The 18018-nt window shown below is 71.3% G+C and carries 16 protein-coding genes; 8 read left to right on the forward strand and 8 right to left on the reverse strand.

Translation table 11 applies throughout. The features are described from left to right. Positions 1 to 47: 47 nt before the first annotated feature. Complete coding sequence (locus CP983_RS21175) at positions 48 to 1052, forward strand: GlxA family transcriptional regulator (protein ID WP_150501163.1); 1005 nt, start codon at positions 48 to 50, stop codon at positions 1050 to 1052. Further along, positions 1049 to 1546, forward strand: a complete 498-nt coding sequence (locus CP983_RS21180) for an LURP-one-related/scramblase family protein (RefSeq protein ID WP_107904909.1) — start codon at positions 1049 to 1051, stop codon at positions 1544 to 1546. The genes CP983_RS21175 and CP983_RS21180 overlap by 4 nt, the downstream gene beginning before the upstream one ends. Positions 1547 to 1664: 118 nt before the next feature. On the opposite strand, the gene CP983_RS21185 is transcribed toward CP983_RS21180, so the two are convergent. Beyond that, positions 1665 to 2483, reverse strand: coding sequence for a carbon-nitrogen family hydrolase (locus tag CP983_RS21185; RefSeq protein WP_150501165.1), 819 nt, complete (start codon positions 2481 to 2483; stop codon positions 1665 to 1667). A gap of 181 nt (positions 2484 to 2664) precedes the next feature. On the opposite strand from CP983_RS21185, the gene CP983_RS21190 reads away from it, so the two are divergent. Both CP983_RS21190 and CP983_RS21195 read left to right on the forward strand, forming a co-directional pair. Beyond that, positions 2665 to 3489 carry a maleylpyruvate isomerase family mycothiol-dependent enzyme gene (locus CP983_RS21190; RefSeq protein WP_125527885.1) on the forward strand — a complete coding sequence of 275 codons (825 nt, stop codon included), beginning with the start codon at positions 2665 to 2667 and terminating at the stop codon, positions 3487 to 3489. An 82-nt stretch (positions 3490 to 3571) separates the two neighbouring features. Further along, complete coding sequence (locus CP983_RS21195; protein WP_150501167.1) at positions 3572 to 4357, forward strand: SAM-dependent methyltransferase; 786 nt, start codon at positions 3572 to 3574, stop codon at positions 4355 to 4357. Between the two features lie 18 nt (positions 4358 to 4375). Here the strand turns inward: CP983_RS21195 and CP983_RS21200 are convergent, their stop codons facing one another. Then, a complete protein-coding gene (locus CP983_RS21200) occupies positions 4376 to 5671 on the reverse strand; it encodes an MFS transporter (protein ID WP_150501169.1) in 1296 nt (431 codons plus the stop codon). Continuing rightward, on the reverse strand, positions 5668 to 6330 hold the full coding sequence (locus CP983_RS21205; RefSeq protein WP_030953275.1) for a GntR family transcriptional regulator: 663 nt from the start codon (positions 6328 to 6330) through the stop codon (positions 5668 to 5670). The genes CP983_RS21200 and CP983_RS21205 overlap by 4 nt, the downstream gene beginning before the upstream one ends. Positions 6331 to 6589: 259 nt before the next feature. On the opposite strand from CP983_RS21205, the gene CP983_RS21210 reads away from it, so the two are divergent. Continuing rightward, positions 6590 to 7435, forward strand: coding sequence for a D-alanyl-D-alanine carboxypeptidase family protein (locus CP983_RS21210; protein ID WP_150506774.1), 846 nt, complete (start codon positions 6590 to 6592; stop codon positions 7433 to 7435). A 66-nt stretch (positions 7436 to 7501) separates the two neighbouring features. Here CP983_RS21210 and CP983_RS21215 read toward each other — a convergent pair whose 3' ends face one another. From CP983_RS21215 to pdhA, 3 genes are read right to left on the reverse strand one after another with little or no spacing between them, the layout of a single operon-like run. Beyond that, on the reverse strand, positions 7502 to 8905 hold the full coding sequence (locus tag CP983_RS21215; RefSeq protein WP_150501171.1) for a dihydrolipoamide acetyltransferase family protein: 1404 nt from the start codon (positions 8903 to 8905) through the stop codon (positions 7502 to 7504). Positions 8906 to 8915: 10 nt separating this feature from the next. Continuing rightward, positions 8916 to 9893 carry an alpha-ketoacid dehydrogenase subunit beta gene (locus CP983_RS21220; protein WP_030952986.1) on the reverse strand — a complete coding sequence of 326 codons (978 nt, stop codon included), beginning with the start codon at positions 9891 to 9893 and terminating at the stop codon, positions 8916 to 8918. 1 nt (position 9894) lies between these two features. Continuing rightward, entirely contained in the window at positions 9895 to 11073 is a 1179-nt protein-coding gene (gene pdhA, locus CP983_RS21225; protein WP_030952987.1) for a pyruvate dehydrogenase (acetyl-transferring) E1 component subunit alpha, read from the reverse strand. Between the two features lie 538 nt (positions 11074 to 11611). On the opposite strand from pdhA, the gene CP983_RS21230 reads away from it, so the two are divergent. Continuing rightward, entirely contained in the window at positions 11612 to 12607 is a 996-nt protein-coding gene (locus tag CP983_RS21230) for a phosphotransferase (RefSeq protein ID WP_150501173.1), read from the forward strand. A 106-nt stretch (positions 12608 to 12713) separates the two neighbouring features. On the opposite strand, the gene CP983_RS21235 is transcribed toward CP983_RS21230, so the two are convergent. Then, on the reverse strand, positions 12714 to 14261 hold the full coding sequence (locus CP983_RS21235; RefSeq protein WP_150501175.1) for a protein kinase domain-containing protein: 1548 nt from the start codon (positions 14259 to 14261) through the stop codon (positions 12714 to 12716). A 350-nt stretch (positions 14262 to 14611) separates the two neighbouring features. On the opposite strand from CP983_RS21235, the gene CP983_RS21240 reads away from it, so the two are divergent. After that, positions 14612 to 16252, forward strand: a complete 1641-nt coding sequence (locus CP983_RS21240) for a Stk1 family PASTA domain-containing Ser/Thr kinase (protein ID WP_125528848.1) — start codon at positions 14612 to 14614, stop codon at positions 16250 to 16252. Between the two features lie 66 nt (positions 16253 to 16318). Here CP983_RS21240 and CP983_RS21245 read toward each other — a convergent pair whose 3' ends face one another. Then, positions 16319 to 16861: a bacterial proteasome activator family protein gene (locus CP983_RS21245; RefSeq protein WP_030961390.1), complete on the reverse strand. Its 543-nt coding sequence runs from the start codon at positions 16859 to 16861 to the stop codon at positions 16319 to 16321. A 200-nt stretch (positions 16862 to 17061) separates the two neighbouring features. Here CP983_RS21245 and CP983_RS21250 point away from each other — a divergent pair, with 200 nt between their 5' ends. Beyond that, positions 17062 to 17964 (forward strand): hypothetical protein, encoded by a 903-nt coding sequence (locus CP983_RS21250; RefSeq protein ID WP_150501177.1) that lies wholly within the window; start codon positions 17062 to 17064, stop codon positions 17962 to 17964. The last annotated feature ends 54 nt before the right edge of the window (positions 17965 to 18018 follow it).

Raw genomic sequence — 18018 nt, forward strand, 5'->3', positions numbered from 1 at the left:
TCATCGTGCGGGTGGCACCGGCGCCCTGCGAGTGCTAGGAATCGCATATGGCGCAAGGATCCTCTCAGCCGAAGCCCGGGCATCGGGTCGCCGTGATCGTCGACGAGGGCACCAATCCGTTCGAGGTCGGCGTCGCCACCGAGCTGTTCGGGCTGCCGCGGCCCGAACTGGGGCTCGCCGGGCCGCTGTACGACGTGACGCTGTGCGCGCCGACGCGCGAGGTGCGGATGAACCACGGCTTCTTCACGATGACCGGCGTGGCCCCGTTGGACGCGGTCGATGAGGCGGACACCCTCGTCGTGCCCGGCCGCCCGGACAACGTCGTCCCGCGCGGGGCCGCCGTACGCGACGCGATCCGCCGCACGCACGCGCGTGGCGCGCGCGTGATGAGCCTGTGCACCGGCAGCTTCGCGCTCGCCGAGGCCGGGCTGCTGGAGGGACGCCGGGCCACCACCCACTGGCGCTGGGCCGACATCTTCCGGGCGCTGCATCCGGGGGTCCTGCTGGAGCCGGACGTGCTGTTCGTCGACGACGGCGACATCCTGACCGCCTCGGGCAGCGCAGCCGCGCTCGACCTGTGCCTGCACGTCGTACGGCGGGACCACGGGGCCGAGGTCGCCAACGCGGTCTCGCGCAGGCTGGTGTTCGCCGCGCACCGGGACGGCGGGCAGAAGCAGTTCGTGGAGCGGCCGCTGCCGGACGTGCCGGACGAGTCGCTGGCCCCGCTGCTGGCGTGGGCGCAGGCACGGCTGGGGGAGCCGCTGACCGTGGCGGACCTGGCGGCGCGGGCGGCGGTGTCGCCGGCGACCCTGCACCGGCGCTTCCGGGCGCAGCTGGGGACGACGCCGCTGGCCTGGCTGACGGGGGAGCGGGTCACGCTCGCGTGCCGGCTGATCGAGCGCGGCGAGGAACGCCTTGACGTGGTCGCGGCCCGCAGCGGACTGGGCACCGCGGCTAACCTGCGCGCGCGGGTGCGGCGCGAGACCGGGCTCAGTCCGTCGGCCTACAGACGGCGTTTCGGGCCGGGCGGCGGGGAACCCCTCATGTCATGAGATTCCTCGTACGCGACCGGCTCCTCGGCTTCGGTGACGACTACTGGATCGAGGACGACCGGGGCAGCAAGGTGTTCCTCGTCGACGGCAAGGCGATGCGGCTGCGGGACACCTTCGAGCTGAAGGACGCGCAGGGCAACGTCGTCATCGACATCCATCAGAAGATGTTCGCGCTGCGCGACACGATGGTGATCGAGCGCGGCGGCGCGCCGCTGGCCACGATCCGCCGCAAGCGGCTGTCCCTGCTGCGCAACCACTACCGGGTGGCCCTGGCCGACGGCAGCACGGAACTCGACGTCAGCGGCAAGATCCTGGACCGGGAGTTCGCGGTCGAGTACGACGGTGAACTGCTGGCCGTGATCTCGCGGCGCCGGCTGCACGTCCGCGACACCTACGGCGTCGACGTGGTCCGGGAGGACGCCGATCCGGCGCTGCTGATCGCGGTGGCGGTGTGCGTGATCCACCTGGCGGAGAAGGAGCGGGGGGACGACTGAGGGCGGCCCGTGAAGCCCGCCGGTGCGGCTTCGGCCGCAGCGCCGGACCGCGGCGCGGCTCGGGTGAGCGGCGCGGCCCTGCTCAGCCGCGCGGTCCTGCTCAGCCGCGCGGTCCTGCTCAGCGGCGCGGCGGCGCCAGTCCCAGCATGCGGTCCTTGAGCGCCGGGAACTGATCCCGGGTCAGCGCGACCTTGCCGGGGTCGAACTCCACCGTCAGGACCTGCTCCCCCGCGCCGGCCTGCGCCAGCACCTCGCCCCAGGGATCGACCACGATCGAGTGACCGGCCTGCGGAACTCCGGCGTGCGTCCCGGCCGTTCCACAGGCGAGCACGAACGCCTGGTTCTCGACCGCCCGCGCCTGAGCCAGCAGCGTCCAGTGCGCCCGGCGGCGCTCCGGCCAGCCCGCGGGGACGACCAGAGTCTCGGCGCCGGCGTCGACGAGACCGCGGAAGAGTTCGGGGAATCGGAGGTCGTAGCAGGTGGCCACGCCCAGCGTGGTCCCGGGCAGGCGGACGGTCACGAGGTCCTCGCCCGCCGCCATCAGCACGGCCTCGCCCTTGTCGAAGCCGAACCGGTGGATCTTCCGGTAGGCGGCGGCCAGCTCACCGGAGGGGGAGAAGACGAGAGAGGTGTTGTAGAGCGGCCCGTCACCCGTGGCGGAGCCGCTGTCGGCCGGAGCCCGCTCGGGGATCGAGCCCGCGTGCAGCCACACGCCGGCGTCGCTCGCGGCCTTCGCCATCACCTCGTACGTCGGCCCTTCGAGCGGCTCGGCCTCGCTGCCGAAGCCTTCGTAGGCGAACGCCCCGGTGGTCCACAGCTCGGGCAGCACGACCAGATCGGCTCCGGCCTGTTCCCGTACGAGTGAGGCTACGCGGCCACGACGCGATTCGACCGATTCGCCCTCGTTGACGTCGATCTGGAGCAGAGAGGCGCGCACACTACCACCGTCCTGGCATTCGAGCCGTCCATCCGGGCCTACGATCGTCACACGAAAGCACTGCCGGGGTGCCTCACAGCAGCGTAACTTAGCGTTCAAGACACCCGCCGACAGCCGCCACCTCCCACTGGCAACGCCGCCACAACCCGCCCGTGTACCGACCGCCGAGGGGTCCCGTTCCGTGAGTCTGCATCCCACCCTCCAGCCCTACGCCGACGCCTGGACCCACTCCATCGATGCGATATCCGAGCTGGTGACACCGCTCGTCGAGGGCGAGTGGAATCGGCGAACGCCCTGCCCCGGCTGGTCGGTGCGCGATGTCGTCTCGCATGTCATCGGTCTGGACTGCGAGATGCTCGGCGACCCGCGCCCCATCCACACGCTCCCGCGCGACCTCTACCACGTCACCAACGACCACCAGCGGTACATGGAGATGCAGGTCGACGTCCGCCGTCATCACACGGCGCCGGAGATGACCTCCGAGCTCGAGTACACGGTCATCCGCCGCAACCGGCAGCTGCGCAACGAGTCCCGTGATCCCGGAACCAAGGTGCGCGGTCCGCTCGGCGCGGAGATCACCCTCGAGGAGTCGATGCGCAACCACGCCTTCAACGTGTGGGTGCACGAGCAGGATCTGCGCGCCGCCCTCGGCCGCCCGGGCAACCTCGACTCCCCCGGCGCGCACGTGACCCGTGACGTGCTGCTCTCCCAGCTGCCCGACATCGTCGCCACCAAGGCCGACGCCCCGCGCAGCTCGGCGATCGTCCTCGACGTGCACGGCCCGGTCGAGTTCCTGCGCACGATCCGTATCGACATCCAGGGCCGCGGCACCCTGGAGACGGCCCCCGCGCTCGGCCCCGCCGCCAGCCTCACCCTCGACTGGGAGACCTTCGTCCGTCTCGCCTGCGGCCGTATCACGGTGGAGTCGGTGGCGGACCGGCTGAAGACGGAGGGCGACCCGAATCTGACGGCGGCGATCCTGCGGAACTTCACCGTCACGCAGTAGGCGCCGCGGGCGGCGGGACGGGCAGGGGCGGCGGCGGGAAAACCGGTGTCGTCCGCCGCCCGGCCGCGGCTACCGTCCCGGCGTGACCGACACCGACACACACTCCGCGTCCACGTCCGCCCTACCCCCGCGCCTGACCCGACTGACCTTCCACGGCCCGCTGTCCGAGGCACGGGCACAGAGTCTCGTCCGGCGGCTGACCCGCACGGATCCCCGTACCGTCCTGGACATCGGCTGCGGCTGGGGCGAGTTGATGCTCCGCGTCCTCGAAGCCGCCCCGCGGGCCACCGGTGTCGGGGTGGACCTGAACGCCGAGGACCTCGCCCGCGGCCGGCGCAACGCCGAGGCCCGTGGGCTCGCCGAACGCGCCCGGTTCGTCGAGGAGTCGGCGACGGGAACCTCCCGCGGCCCCGCCGATCTCGTCCTGTGCGTCGGGTCGAGCCATGCCCTTGCAGCGGCCGAGCCGCCGGGGCACTTGGCCGAGGCCCTGCGTGAACTGCGCCATCTGGTCAGCGACGACGGCCGTGTCCTGCTCGGCGAGGGCTTCTGGCAGCGTCCCCCGACCCCGGCCGAACTCGCCGGCATGTGGCCGGAGGCCGCGGTGAGCGACCATCACGACCTCGCGGCCCTTCTCGACCTCGTGGTCGCCGCCGGGTTCCGTCCGGAGTGGACGGAGACGGCGAACCTCGACGAGTGGGAGGAGTTCGAGTCGGCGTACCAGGCGGACGCCGAGGTGTGGCTGGCGCGGAACCCCGGGCACCCGCTGGCGGACGAGACCCGTGAGCGTCTCGACCGTCATCGCGCCCAGTGGATGAGCTACCGCGGGGTGCTGGGGCTCGCGTATCTCACGCTCGTCCCGGTCCTCTGACCTCGCGGGCCGCTCCGCTCACGCGGGAACGTGCACCGTCTCCACCCTGCTGGCGACCAGCCGTTCCCGCTCCCTGCGCGCCGCCCGCCTGCGCAGCCGCAGGATCTGGCTGATGCCGAGGGCCTGGAGGACGAAGACGAACGAGAAGGCGACGGTGTAGTCGTCGCCGGTCGCGTCCAGCAGCACGCCGACGGCGAACAGCGTCGTCATCGAGGCCACGAAGCCACCCATGTTGGTGATGCCGGACGCCGTGCCCTGACGCTCCGGCGGGTTCGCCGGGCGGGCGAAGTCGAAGCCGAGCATCGAGGCCGGACCGCACGCCCCGAGCACGGTGCACAGCACGATCAGCAGCCACATCGGCGCCGTCGCACCGGGCCAGAGCAGCGTCGTCGCCCACATCACGGCCGTCGCCGCGACGGTGCCGAGCGCCAGTGGGAGGCGCGCCTCGTGGTGCCGGGCCACGACCTGGCCGTAGACCAGGCCGACGACCATGTTGGACAGGACGACGAGGGTGAGCAGTTCGCCGGCCGTGGCCCGGGACAGGCCCTGTGCCTCCACCAGGAACGGCATTCCCCACAGCAGCAGGAAGACCATCGCCGGGAACTGCGTCGTGAAGTGCACCCACAGCCCGAGGCGGGTGCCCGGCTCCCGCCAGGACGCGGCGATCTGACGTCGTACGTACGCCGAGCCCTGGTGGGGCAGGGGCTCCGGCTCGTGTCCCTCGGGGTGGTCCTTCAGGAACAGCAGGCTCAGCACGAGCACCACGACGCCCGCGCCGGCGCTGCCCGCGAACGCCGCCGTCCAGCCGACCCCGTGCAGCAGCCGGGCCAGTACCAGCGTGGAGACGAGGTTGCCGGCCATGCCCACGAGACCGGCGAGCTGGGCGATCAGCGGACCGCGCCGGGCCGGGAACCAGCGGGTGCCCAGCCGCAGCACGCTGATGAACGTCATCGCGTCGCCGCAGCCCAGCAGCGCGCGGGAGGCGAGGGCCGTGCCGTACGACGGCGAGAAGGCGAAGCCGAGCTGGCCCGCGGTGAACAGCACCGTGCCGATGGCCAGCACCTTCTTGGTGCCGAGCCGGTCGACGAGCAGGCCGACGGGTATCTGCATGCCCGCGTACACGAGCAGCTGGAGGATCGAGAACGTGGACAGGGCGGAGGCGTTGACCTCGAAGCGATCCGCGGCGTCGAGGCCGGCGACCCCCAGTGACGTACGGAAGATGACGGCGACGAAGTAGACCGAGACGCCTATGCCCCAGACGGCGACGGCGCGGCGGCCGCCCGGAGGATCGCCCGGCAGTGCGGCGGACCTCATCGTTCCTCACCCCGTGCGAGGTGGGAGAACCAGTCGATGTGCCGGTGGACGAGGCCGACCGCGGCCTCGGTGTCGCCGGAGCGCAGCGCCTGGAGGATCTCCTCGTGCTCGACGAGGGTCTTGGCGATGCGGTCGGGGTGGGAGTACATGACCGCTACGCCCATGCGCAGTTGGCGGTCGCGCAGCTGGTCGTAGAGCCGGGAGAGGATTTCGTTGCCGCCGCTGCGGACGATCTCGGCGTGGAAGCAGCGGTCGGTGACGGCGGCCGCGGCGAGGTCGCCCGCGGCTGCCTGTTCCTTCTGCCGGGCGAGCAGCTCCTCCAGGCGCTCGATGAGGCCGGGCGGCGCGGGGACGGCCTTGCGGGCCGCGTGCTCCTCGACGAGGATCCGCGTCTCGACGACGTCCTTGATCTCCTGCGCGGAGACCGGCAGCACCAGGGCGCCCTTCTTCGGGTAGAGCTTGATCAGCCCCTCGACCTCCAGGCGCAGCAGCGCCTCCCGCACCGGGGTGCGCGACACGCCGACGGCCTCGGCCAGCTCGCCCTCGGTGAGCAGCGTGCCGCCTTCGTAACGGCGGTCCAGGACGCCCTGTTTGACGTGGGTGTAGACGCGGTCGGCGGCGGGGGGCTGCTTGAGGGGTGCGGGCGGGGCGGAAGGCATGCCCACAGCATAGATACAACACGTACGCATGTCGGTCTTCGTCCATCATGCGGACCGCTCGGGAATCGTCCGGCAAAGAAGCGACATTGGCGCCAGTTGTTGCACAACCTTCTGTGCTAATTACGTGTCACACACGTGCGGCCCCACTTTCTTTCCCCTCCAATTCGGCCGCATATTCGGGGCATTCGACGCAATCGGGGTATTTCAGTTGATAATCGCCACCAAGGGCCGCCGTGTCCGCAGAGCCGCAGCCGTCGCCATGACGACCGGTGCCGTGCTCGCCACCGGAGCCCTCACCGCGGTTCCCGCGCAGGCCGTGACGACGCCCACCATCACCGCCAAGGGCGGGTACCTGATGAACGGAGCGACCGGCGCGACCCTCTTCACCAAGTCCGCGGACACGAAGAGGCTGACCGCGTCGACGACGAAGATCATGACCGCCAAGGTCGTGCTCTCGCAGTCGAACCTGAACCTGGACACCAAGGTCACCATCCGCAAGGAGGTCAGCGACTACATCGTCTCCAAGGGCGCCTCGTCGGCCCGGCTGATCGTCGGCGACAAGGTCACCGTCCGTCAGCTGCTCTACGGGATGATGCTGCCGTCCGGCTGTGACGCCGCCATGTCGCTCGCCGACAAGTTCGGCACCGGCACCACGGTCAAGGCCCGCACGGCCAACTTCATCGGCAAGATGAACACCATGGCCAAGAGCCTGGGCATGACGAACACGCACTTCGACTCGTTCGACGGCATAAGCAATGGCTCCAACTACTCGACGCCGCGCGACCTCACCAAGCTCGCCCGCAGCGCGATGAAGAGCACCACGTTCAAGTCCGTCGTGAAGACGAAGTCCTACACGGCCAAGACCATCACCAAGACCGGTGCCACCCGGACGATGGCGGCCTGGAAGAACACCAACGCCCTGCTCGGCTGGAACGGAACGCTCGGCATCAAGACCGGCTCCGGCACCGAGGCCAAGTACTGCCTGGTCTTCGCCGCCACGCTCAACGGCGAGCAGGTGATGGGCGCCGTGCTGACCTCCTCCTCCGAGGCCAACCGCACGGCCGACGTGAAGAAGCTGATCAGCTACGGCTACGCCCGTATCTGACCTCCTCGTCACACGCAAAGGGGCGGCCACCCGACGGTGGCCGCCCCTTTCGTCACCCGCTGCGACCTACGCCCAGGTGATCAGCCGCTTCGGCTGCTCCAGGATCGCCGCCACGTCGGCCAGCACCTTGGAGCCCAGCTCGCCGTCGACCAGACGGTGGTCGAAGCTCAGCGCCAGGGTGGTGACCTGACGGGGCTTGACCTTGCCCTTGTGGACCCACGGCTGGAGCTTGATCGCGCCGACCGCGAGGATCGCGGACTCGCCGGGGTTCAGGATCGGCGTGCCGGTGTCGACGCCGAAGACGCCGACGTTGGTGATGGTGACGGTGCCGCCCTGCATCGCGGCGGGGGTGGTCTTGCCCTCCCGCGCCGTGGCGACCAGCTCGCCGAGCGCCTGCGCCAGCTGCGGGAGCGTCCGGGCGTGGGCGTCCTTGATGTTCGGGACGATCAGGCCGCGGGGGGTCGCCGCCGCGATACCCAGGTTGACGTAGTGCTTCTGCACGATCTCCTGGTTGGCCTCGTCCCAGGACGCGTTGACGTCCGGGTTGCGCTTGATCGCGACCAGGAGGGCCTTGGAGATCAGCAGCAGGGGGTTCACGCGCAGGCCCGCGAACTCCTTGTCCGCCTTGAGCTCCTCGACCAGCTTCATCGTGCGCGTCACGTCCAGCGTCACGAACTCCGTGACGTGCGGGGCCGTGAACGCCGAGCCGACCATCGCCGCCGCGGTCGCCTTGCGGACGCCCTTGACCGGGATGCGGGTCTCGCGCGCCGTGTCGTAGGCGACCGGCGCCGCCGGAGCGGCCGGGGCCACGGGGGCGGCCTGCGGCACCGGCTCGGCGGCCGGGGCGGCCACCGCCGCGTGGACGTCCTCGCGGGTGATGATGCCGTCGGGGCCGGTGGGCGTCACCGTCGCGAGGTCGACGCCCAGGTCCTTCGCCAGCTTGCGCACGGGGGGCTTGGCCAGCGGCCGGGTCGCGGCCACCTCCGCGGCGGCAGCGGGCCCGTGGCCGTTCAGTTCGGACTGCAGGGCCTGCGCCGCGGGCTCCTGACGCGGGACGTCCGCTCCCTTGCGGGGGCGGCGCTTCGTCGAGGTCTGGGCCACGCCGTAGCCGACCAGCACCGGCTGGCGGCCCTGCGGTTCGGCCTCCTCCTCCGCGGCCTGCGCCGGGGCCTCCGGCACATCGGCGGGCGCGGCGGCGGGCGCCGCTCCACCCGCGACGTCCACGGCGATGATCGCCGTACCGACGTCCACCGTCGTGCCCTCGGGGAAGCGCAGCTCACGGACCACCCCGTCGTACGGGATGGGCAGTTCCACGGCCGCCTTGGCCGTCTCGACCTCGCACACCACCTGGCCGTCGGTGACCGTGTCGCCCGGCTGGACGTACCACTTGAGGATCTCCGCCTCGGTGAGTCCCTCGCCCACGTCGGGCATCTTGAACTCGCGCACGGACGCTTCAGTCATCGTCGTCACGACCCTCTCCTCAGTACGCCAGGGCACGGTCGACGGCGTCGAGCACCCGGTCCAGGCCCGGCAGGTACTCCTCCTCCAGACGCGCCGGCGGATACGGGGCGTGGTAACCGCCCACCCGCAGCACCGGGGCCTCCAGATGGTAGAAGCAGCGCTCCGTGATCCGGGCGGCGATCTCCGCGCCCGAACCGAAGAAGACCGGAGCCTCGTGGACCACGACCAGACGGCGGGTCTTCTCCACGGACGCCTGGATGGAGTCGAAGTCCAGCGGGGAGACCGAGCGCAGGTCCAGGACCTCCAGGCTGCGGCCCTCCTCGGCGGCCGCCGCGGCGACCTCCTGGCACAGCTTCACCATCGGGCCGTACGCGGCCAGGGTGAGGTCGGTGCCCTCGCGGACGACGCGCGCCTTGTGCAGCGGGCCCGGGATGGCCTCGGTGTTGACCTCGCCCTTGTCCCAGTAGCGCCGCTTGGGCTCGAAGAAGATCACCGGGTCGTCGCTCTGGATGGCCTGCTGCATCATCCAGTAGGCGTCCGACGCGTTGGACGGCGACACGATCTTCAGGCCCGCCACGTGCGCGAAGAGGGCCTCGGGGGACTCGCTGTGGTGCTCGACCGCGCCGATGCCGCCGCCGTAGGGGATGCGGACGACGACCGGCAGCTTGACCTTGCCCAGCGAGCGCGCGTGCATCTTCGCGAGCTGCGTGACGATCTGGTCGTAGGCCGGGAAGACGAAGCCGTCGAACTGGATCTCCACCACGGGGCGGTAGCCGCGCAGCGCGAGGCCGATGGCCGTGCCCACGATGCCCGACTCGGCGAGCGGGGTGTCGATGACGCGGCTCTCGCCGAAGTCCTTCTGGAGGCCGTCCGTCACGCGGAAGACGCCGCCGAGCTTGCCGACGTCCTCGCCCATGATGAGGACCTTGGGGTCCGAGTCCAGGGCGCGGCGCAGCGACTCGTTGATCGCCTTGGCCAGAGCCATCTTCTCCGCCATGTCAGGCCCCCTCTACGTCCGCGAACGACGCCTGGTAGGCGGCGAACTGGGCGCGTTCCTCGTCGACGAGCGCATGCCCGTCCGCGTACACGTTCTCGAAGATGGCGAAGTGGTCCGGGTCAGGCATGGCACGGACCGCCTCGCGCACTCGTTTGCCCAACGCCTCGCTCTCGGTCTCCAGTTCCGCGAAGAATCCCTCGTCCGCGTGGTTTGAAGCCTCGAGGTACCGGCGAACGCGCAGGATCGGGTCCTTCGCCTCCCAGGCCTCGCGCTCCTCGTCGGCGCGGTACTTCGTCGGGTCGTCGGAGGTGGTGTGGGCGCCCATGCGGTAGGTGTACGCCTCGACCAGCGTGGGTCCCTCGCCGGCGCGGGCGCGCTCCAGCGCCCACTTCGTCACGGCCAGGCACGCCAGGACGTCGTTGCCGTCGACGCGGACGCCCGGGAAGCCGTAGCCCTGTGCGCGCTGGTAGAGCGGCACGCGGGTCTGCTTCTCGGTCGGCTCGGAGATCGCCCACTGGTTGTTCTGGCAGAAGAACACCACGGGCGCGTTGTAGACCGCGGAGAAGGTGAAGGACTCGGCCACGTCGCCCTGGCTGGAGGCGCCGTCGCCGAAGTAGGCGATGACCGCGCTGTCCGCGCCGTCCTTGGCGATGCCCATCGCGTAGCCGGTGGCGTGCAGCGTCTGGGAGCCGATGACGATCGTGTACAGCTGGAAGTTGTTGCTGTTCGGGTCCCAGCCGCCGTTGTTCACGCCGCGGAACATGCCGAGCAGGTTGGTCGGGTCGACCCCGCGGCACCAGGCGACGCCGTGCTCGCGGTAGGTCGGGAAGACGTAGTCGTCCTCGCGGGTGGCCCGGCCGGAGCCGATCTGGGCGGCCTCCTGGCCGAGCAGCGACGCCCACAGGCCCAGCTCGCCCTGGCGTTGCAGGGAGGTGGCCTCGGCGTCGAAGCGTCGGGTGAGCACCATGTCGCGGTAGAGGCCGCGGAGCTCGTCGGGGGTGATGCCGGCGACGTACTTGTCGTACTCGGCGTTCTTGACGCGCTTGCCTTCTGGCGTCAGCAACTGAACGAGTTCGGGGTCCGTACTCGTCGTTTTCCTTGCGGTTGTGGTCTTGCCGGCCGTGCTCTTGGTACCGGCGCTGCGTCGCGGCTTTCGCGCGGCAGTGCTCTCCACGGTCACGTGTGCTCCTCCGTCGGTCCGGCTACCCGGGTTCGCCGGGTGCCAGTGCGGCTCACCTGAAGCCCTACGGACGCACAGGGTGGGTGCGGCTCGGTGGGGACAGGCGTGACAGGTGCCCCGGCGAGCGCCCTGCAAAAGGCACGTTACCCAGTGCTCCACATTTCTGTGAAACCCCTCCTGACCTGCGATTTTGCTTGGATTTCCAAGTAAATCGCCAAAGTCGGGAACAACTCCTGGTCACAGCCTTGCAGGGGGCCGGAACAACGGCACGTTATATCGGTGAGCCAGGTCACGGGAAGAGTCGCCGAGGGCCAGATCACCACAGAGGTGTGACATCGCCCTCGTGGGCGAAGAAGGAAATGTCCGTTAATCCGACTCGGTAAAAAACGATCAAGAATTGCGAGAGCGCCGCTGATCGGTCCGGCGATCGGAAGTGACTGACGGCGACTGGCAATGACTGGCTGCGACAACGCCCAGCTCACGGGATCCGCCGTTGCCCTAGCATCGGCGCGTGCCGCGCTCCTGTGTACCACCGTTAGTGCCTCACGCACCCCCTCTGGGCACCCTTCTCCGCCAGTACTCCGCCGGTTCCCCGCTGGCCTGCGATCCCGTCGACCATGGCCTGCTGAACCGCGGCTACCGGCTGCGCACGACCCGCGGCCGCTACTTCCTCAAGCACCACCACGACCCCGAGACCGCCGACCCGGCCGCCATCGCCCGCCAGCACCGGGCCACCCGGCACCTGGCCGACCTCGGCGTCCCGGTGGCCCCGCCGCTGGCCGACCGCGACGGACGTACGGTCGCGGTCGTGGGCGGCCAGGCATTCGCCCTGCACCCCTGGATCGACGGGCGGCACCGCCACGGCGGCCAGCTCACGCGCGGGCAGTGCGAACGGCTGGGGGCGCTGCTGGGCGCGGTGCACGCGGGGCTGGAGCGCGTGATGCCGGTCGCGGGGCGGGCGCGGACGGAGAGCGCCGACCCCGCCGACACCTTCGCCCTCATCGACGACCTGCTCGCCCGGGTCCGCCGGCGTCGCCCCGCCGGCTCCTTCGACGAACTCGCCCGCCACCGTCTGCTGGAACGCCGCGGACTGCTGCGGCGGCACGCCTGGCGGCGTCCCCCGCCCGGGACGTCGGTCGGCTGGGTGCACGGCGACTTCCACCCCTTCAACCTGCTCTACCGGGGCGAGGCGCCGGCCGCGATCGTCGACTGGGACCGGCTCGGCGTGCAGCCCCGCGCGGAGGAGGCCGTCCGCGCCGCGGCGATCTTCTTCGTACGGCCCACCGGAGCGCTCGACCTCGCGAAGGCGGCGGCGTACACGCGCGCGTACCGGCGTACGGCCGGCGCCACCCCCGAGGAGCTCGCGGCGGCCGTGCACCGTGTGTGGTGGGAGCGGCTGAACGACTTCTGGATGCTGCGCTGGCACTACGAGCGCGGCGACACCCGCGCGGACGCGCAGTTCCCGGCGGCCTCGGCGCTGGCGGTGTGGTGGACGCGGGAGTACGACGCGGTCCGCGACGCCTTCACGGGCTGAGCGGGGCGCGGCCGGGGTGTCCTGAAACGGCACGCGCGCGTGGAGCCCGTTTCCGGGCGGCACGCGCGCGTGGAGGTTCGGTGCCGATCCGCCGTCGGCCGGACGGTCAGCCCGTGGCCGGCGGGGTGGTCGGCAGCGTCGGCTCCTCGGTGGGCTCCTCCGTCGGCTCCTCGGTGGGCTCCTCGGTCGGGTCCTCCGTGGGCTCGGCCGTGGTCGGGTCCTCCGTCGGCTCCTGGGTGGGCTCCTCCGTCGGCTCCTGCGTCGGCTCCTCGGTCGGCGTGTAGTCCGGGTCGGTGCCCGTGCCGGAGCCGTCGTCGGTGACCTCTTCCGTCGGCTCGTCGGTCGGCTCTTCCGTCGGCTCGTCGGTCGCCTTGTTCTCGTCGGTGGTCTGCGACGTGGTCGGCGTCTCCTTGGTGTCGCCGCCTCCGCCGCCGGCGCCGTTGTTCAGCGCCAGCGCGACTCCGGCCGCGATGGCGATCACCGCGAGGACGGCGAGGATCCACAGCTTGCCGCGGCCGCTGCCCCGGTTGCCGTGCCCCTCGAAGCCGCCGTCGTCACCGCCGCCGTAGCCGCCCGGCAGGATCGGCTGCGGGATCTGCGTCGTACCGGAGGCCGGGTCGCCCGGGTGCCCCATGACGGTCGTGTTCGCGAAGCCCGACGCCGGGGTGTGCCGGCCCTCGTGCATGGCCACCGGACCGGTGTTCCAGGTGCCGGTGTGGCCGCCCTGGTCGTACAGCATCTGAAGGCCGTACTGGACGAGGCCGCGCATCTCCTCGGCCGTCTGGAACCGGTCGTCCGGCTCCTTGGCGAGCGAGCGCATGACCAGGCCGTCGAGCTCCGGCGGCGTCGCGTCGGAGACCTCGGAGGGCGGGGTCGGGATGTCCTGGACGTGCTGGTAGACCACCGACAGCGGGGTCTCGCCGGTGAACGGGGGCCGCAGCGCGAGGAGTTCGTAGAGGAGGCAGCCGGTCGCGTACAGGTCGGAGCGGTGGTCGACCGCCTTGCCGAGCGCCTGCTCCGGGGAGAGGTACTGCGGGGTGCCCATGACCATGCCGGTCTGCGTCATCGTCGACTGCGCGCCGTGCAGGGCACGCGCGATGCCGAAGTCCATCACCTTCACGGCGCCGTTGTTGGTGATGATGACGTTGGCGGGCTTGATGTCGCGGTGCACGATGCCGTGCTGGTGCGAATAGGCGAGGGCCTCCAGGACGCCGGAGACGATGATCAGCGCCTGCTCGGGGCCGGGTGCCTCGGCGTTGAGGAGGAGGTCGCGGATCGTGCGGCCCTCGACGATCTCCATCACGATGTACGGCACGCTGTGCGAGCCCACGACATCTTCACCGGAGTCGTACACGGCGACGATCGCGTGGTGGTTGAGGCCGGCCACGGACTGGGCCTCGCGCGTGAAGCGGGCCTTGGACACCGGGTCCTCGGCGAGGTCGGAACGCAGCAGTTTGACCGCCACGGTGCGCCCGAGACGCACGTCCTCGGCCGCGAACACCTCTGCCATGCCGCCCCGGCCGAGTCTGTGGGTCAGCCGATAACGGCCGTCCCCGACAAGTCCGCCATTACCCCACATTTCCGGCGCGTCTGACATACCGCCGCCAGCCGCCTCGGGGTCGGACGGGCCCTGAGCGCGCTGCTGCTGCTCCATCAGTCCTCGCCGTCGTTTCTGCCCGCGGTGCGCGCGGTGTTGTTACGGTCTCCGTCGGCCACGCTACAGCCTCCGCGCAAGCCGCCGGTCCGAGACGGTGGCCCGGGCCGGACGAAGGCGGACGGGCCATGAAACCGGTACCCCGTCTCCTCGTGCAAATTCTGTGCACCGACCGTACGGCCCCTGTAACGCTTCCGCGACGCTCCCTTCGCGTACGGTCACGGAACGGGCACCGCGCTTGACCTGTCAGTGCCGTGGGGCAGACTTGGCCGGGAATAGCACATTGGATCACTCGGGACCACCCGGTCCGCGGGGTCGCAGGCGCCCAAGGGGCACGGGGGACGCAGAACATGAGCCAGGACGGCGCACAGGGCACGGGCGCGGGGCGGGCGCTGGCCGGCGGCCGGTATCAGCTGCGCGACCTGCTCGGCCAGGGCGGCATGGCCGCCGTGCATCTCGCCTACGACTCCGTGCTCGACCGGCAGGTCGCGGTCAAGACCCTGCACACCGAGCTCGGCCGCGAGCAGGCGTTCCGCGAGCGCTTCCGCCGCGAGGCCCAGGCAGTGGCCAAGCTCACGCACACCAATATCGTCTCGGTCTTCGACACGGGCGAGGACACCGTCGACGGCATGACGACCCCCTACATCGTCATGGAGTACATCGAGGGCCGTCCGCTCAGCTCGGTCTTCGACGAGGACGTACGGCAGTTGGGCGCCGTGCCCGCCGACAAGGCACTGAAGATCACCGCCGATGTGCTGGCCGCCCTGGAGATCAGCCACGAGATGGGGCTGGTCCACCGGGACATCAAGCCGGGCAACGTGATGCTGAACAAGCGTGGCGTGGTCAAGGTGATGGACTTCGGCATCGCGCGCGCCATGCAGTCCGGTGTGACGTCGATGACGCAGACCGGCATGGTGGTCGGCACCCCGCAGTACCTCTCGCCGGAGCAGGCCCTCGGCCGGGCCGTGGACGCCCGCTCCGACCTGTACTCGGTCGGCATCATGCTGTTCCAACTCGTCACCGGGCGGCTGCCGTTCGACGCGGACTCGCCGCTGGCGATCGCGTACGCGCATGTGCAGGAGGAGCCCGTCGCTCCGTCCTCCGTCAACCGCGCGCTGCCGCCGGCCGTGGACGCGCTGGTCGCCCGCGCGCTGAAGAAGAACCCGAACGAGCGCTTCCCGAGCGCCGAGGCCATGCGCGACGAGTGCCTGCGCGTGGCGGCGTCCTTCCAGGCGGCGCCGCCGAGCATCGTGCCGGGCGCGAACACGCAGAGCGGCCAGGGCGTCGGCGCCTCGGTGTTCCCGCCGGTCGGCCAGACGCCGCCGCCCGGGGGCCCCGTCCAGACGCCGTACCAGCCGACCCCGCCGCCGAATCCGTACGGCACGCCGCCGCCGTCGGCGCCCTCGCCCGCGTACGGCTACCCGCAGCAGCAGCCGGGCTTCCAGACGCCCGCGCCCGCGGCCTACTCCCCGCAGCCCGGCATGGCGACGCCGCCGCCGTACTCCATCTCGCCCCAGACGCAGACCAATTCGGGCGGCGGCAAGAACAACCGGCCCGTCATCATCGGCTCGATCGTCGTGTCCATCGTCGCGGTGGTCGGCCTGATCGCCGCGCTCGCGCTGAACGGCGGCGGCAATGAGGACGACGGCGGTGGGGGCGGTGACGCGACCGCCACGTCCTCGGCGACGAAGAAGGCGGGATACCGCGAGGGCGACAGCACGAAGACGGTGGAGACGTCCGACTGCACGGAGCCTTCGGAGTCGTACCTGGACCCCGACAAGGTGACGATGCCGGACTTCACCTTCAAGTACTGGCCGTCGGTCCTCGAGTGCGTCAAGGCCGCCGGATGGGACTGGGAGAAGGTCGACGTGGACGAGAACACGTACGGCCAGGGCACCGTCATGCGGCAGTCGCCGAAGCTCCGCACGGACTTCGACCCGGAGGACCCCCCGACGATCACGTTCCAGGTCTCGACCGGCAACCCGGAGTGACCCCACCGATGTGAAAGGGCCCGGCAGCCTGTGCTGCCGGGCCCTTCGCCGTTCGTGGGCGAGTGGTTACAGGTAGGGACCGCCCGAGCGCCCGCCCGGGTGCTGTTCGCCGTCCTCGTGGCCGCCGACTCCCGGCGGCAGGGCGCGGCGCATCTGCTCCAGCTGGGCGCGCGCGGCCATCTGCTGGGCGAAGAGCGTGGTCTGGATCCCGTGGAAGAGGCCCTCCAGCCAGCCGACCAACTGGGCCTGCGCGATGCGCAGTTCCGCGTCGGACGGCGTCCCTTCGTCCGTGAAGGGCAGGGAGAGCCGCTCCAGCTCCTCCACGAGCTCCGGGGCCAGGCCGTCCTCCAGTTCCTTCACCGAACTGGCGTGGATCTCCTTCAGCCGGACCCGGCTCGCCTCGTCGAGGGGGGCGACGCGGACCTCTTCGAGCAGCTGCTTGATCATGCTGCCGATCCGCATGACCTTCGCAGGCTGTTCGACCTGCTCGGTCACCGGGATCTCGCGGGAGTCCTCGTCTCCGTTGCCGCCGGTGAGCGCCATCCCGTCCTGGCCCACGACCAGGATCTGGGGGTTCTCGGGCGACCGTTCGTTCCTCGGCATCTCCATGCCGCCATTCTCTCGCACCCGTACAGCTCATCATCGTGGTGCCCCCGGTGTGGGGTGATCCACCGTTTACGTCCCCCCGATTTTCGTAAAAGCCCGGCGGCGCGGCGAGGCGGGTCACGCCGGTGCCGGCCGTGCGCCGGATTGGGTCGGGTGGCGGAGTCCGGAATGCCGGGTTCGGCAGGTGCTGTGAGGGTTGTTCCATGACTTCATGGCTGGGGGCGGTGCGGGGGCGTACGCGAGCGGCGTCGAGTCGGCCGCGCGCCCTGTCGTGGCCCGCCGGGACCCTGACCGTGCTGGTGGCGGGGCTGGCCGTCGGGCTGCCGGGGGCCGGGGTGTCGTACGGGCTCGACGAGCCGCACGGCGCGGTCCCGACCGGCTCGTCGTCCGGTTCCGCCGCCCTGTCCTGGTCGAGCCTGTTGTCCGGGGCGTCCGGGGCGCCCTCGTGGCCGGCGGGTCCGCCCACGGCGGCCTCCGGGGCGTCGCCGGGATCCGCGGGCGGGAGCGGGACCGAGCCGTCCGCCGTTCCTCCGCCGCAGGACGAGAAGCCCTCGGCGACCGCCCCGTCACCCAGCGGGACGTCGGAGGAGTCCGCGGAGGAGACGCCCGAGGAGACGGAGGCGTCGGAGGAGCCCGGGGAACGGTCCGAGAAGCCCCGGAAGCGGCCCCGGGAATCGTCCACGCCCACCGCTCACGGGCCCGCCGCGTCCTCGCCCGACCCTTCCGACAAGCCGTCCCGGGCCGGCAGCCGGGCGGGAGAGGGACGGCAGCGGCCCGGTCGGGAGAAGGGGCCGCTGGAGGAGCAGGAGGTGGCACGGGACAAGCGGGACGGTGACAAGAGGGCCGATGAACGCGACGGCTCCCGGACGCCGGACGCGGAGCGCGAGGAGGAGGACGACGGCGACACCGAGCCGGAGAGCTCGGACACGGCCGACGCCCCCGCCCAGGACACCGCGCCCTCCGCCACGCCGACCCGTCACGCGCGACCTCCCGCACCGCACGCCGCCGAGCCCGTACTCGAAGTGCTGCCCCTCGGCGCCGGCCTCGTCCTCATCGGCCTGGGCCTGGGCCTGGCTTTCGTGGGCCTGCGACTGCGGCGCGGTTAGCGGTTGTCGCCGGCCGGTCCGGTCCCGTCCGACGGCGGGACCGGACCGGCCGGC

Origin of the sequence: Streptomyces chartreusis, from assembly GCF_008704715.1 — a bacterium.
In the GTDB taxonomy this organism is placed as follows: domain Bacteria; phylum Actinomycetota; class Actinomycetes; order Streptomycetales; family Streptomycetaceae; genus Streptomyces; species Streptomyces chartreusis.

Excerpts from the sequence above, each read along its gene's own strand:
- CP983_RS21180 (WP_107904909.1), top strand. The coding sequence starts at position 1,049 with ATGAGATTCCTCGTACGCGACCGGCTCCTCGGCTTCGGTGACGACTAC.
- CP983_RS21240 (WP_125528848.1), top strand. The coding sequence starts at position 14,612 with ATGAGCCAGGACGGCGCACAGGGCACGGGCGCGGGGCGGGCGCTGGCC.
- CP983_RS21245 (WP_030961390.1), bottom strand. The coding sequence starts at position 16,861 with ATGGAGATGCCGAGGAACGAACGGTCGCCCGAGAACCCCCAGATCCTG.
- CP983_RS21250 (WP_150501177.1), top strand. The coding sequence starts at position 17,062 with ATGACTTCATGGCTGGGGGCGGTGCGGGGGCGTACGCGAGCGGCGTCG.
- CP983_RS21220 (WP_030952986.1), bottom strand. The coding sequence starts at position 9,893 with ATGGCGGAGAAGATGGCTCTGGCCAAGGCGATCAACGAGTCGCTGCGC.
- CP983_RS21205 (WP_030953275.1), bottom strand. The coding sequence starts at position 6,330 with ATGCCTTCCGCCCCGCCCGCACCCCTCAAGCAGCCCCCCGCCGCCGAC.
- CP983_RS21235 (WP_150501175.1), bottom strand. The coding sequence starts at position 14,261 with ATGGAGCAGCAGCAGCGCGCTCAGGGCCCGTCCGACCCCGAGGCGGCT.
- CP983_RS21200 (WP_150501169.1), bottom strand. The coding sequence starts at position 5,671 with ATGAGGTCCGCCGCACTGCCGGGCGATCCTCCGGGCGGCCGCCGCGCC.
- CP983_RS21175 (WP_150501163.1), top strand. The coding sequence starts at position 48 with ATGGCGCAAGGATCCTCTCAGCCGAAGCCCGGGCATCGGGTCGCCGTG.
- CP983_RS21210 (WP_150506774.1), top strand. The coding sequence starts at position 6,590 with ATGACGACCGGTGCCGTGCTCGCCACCGGAGCCCTCACCGCGGTTCCC.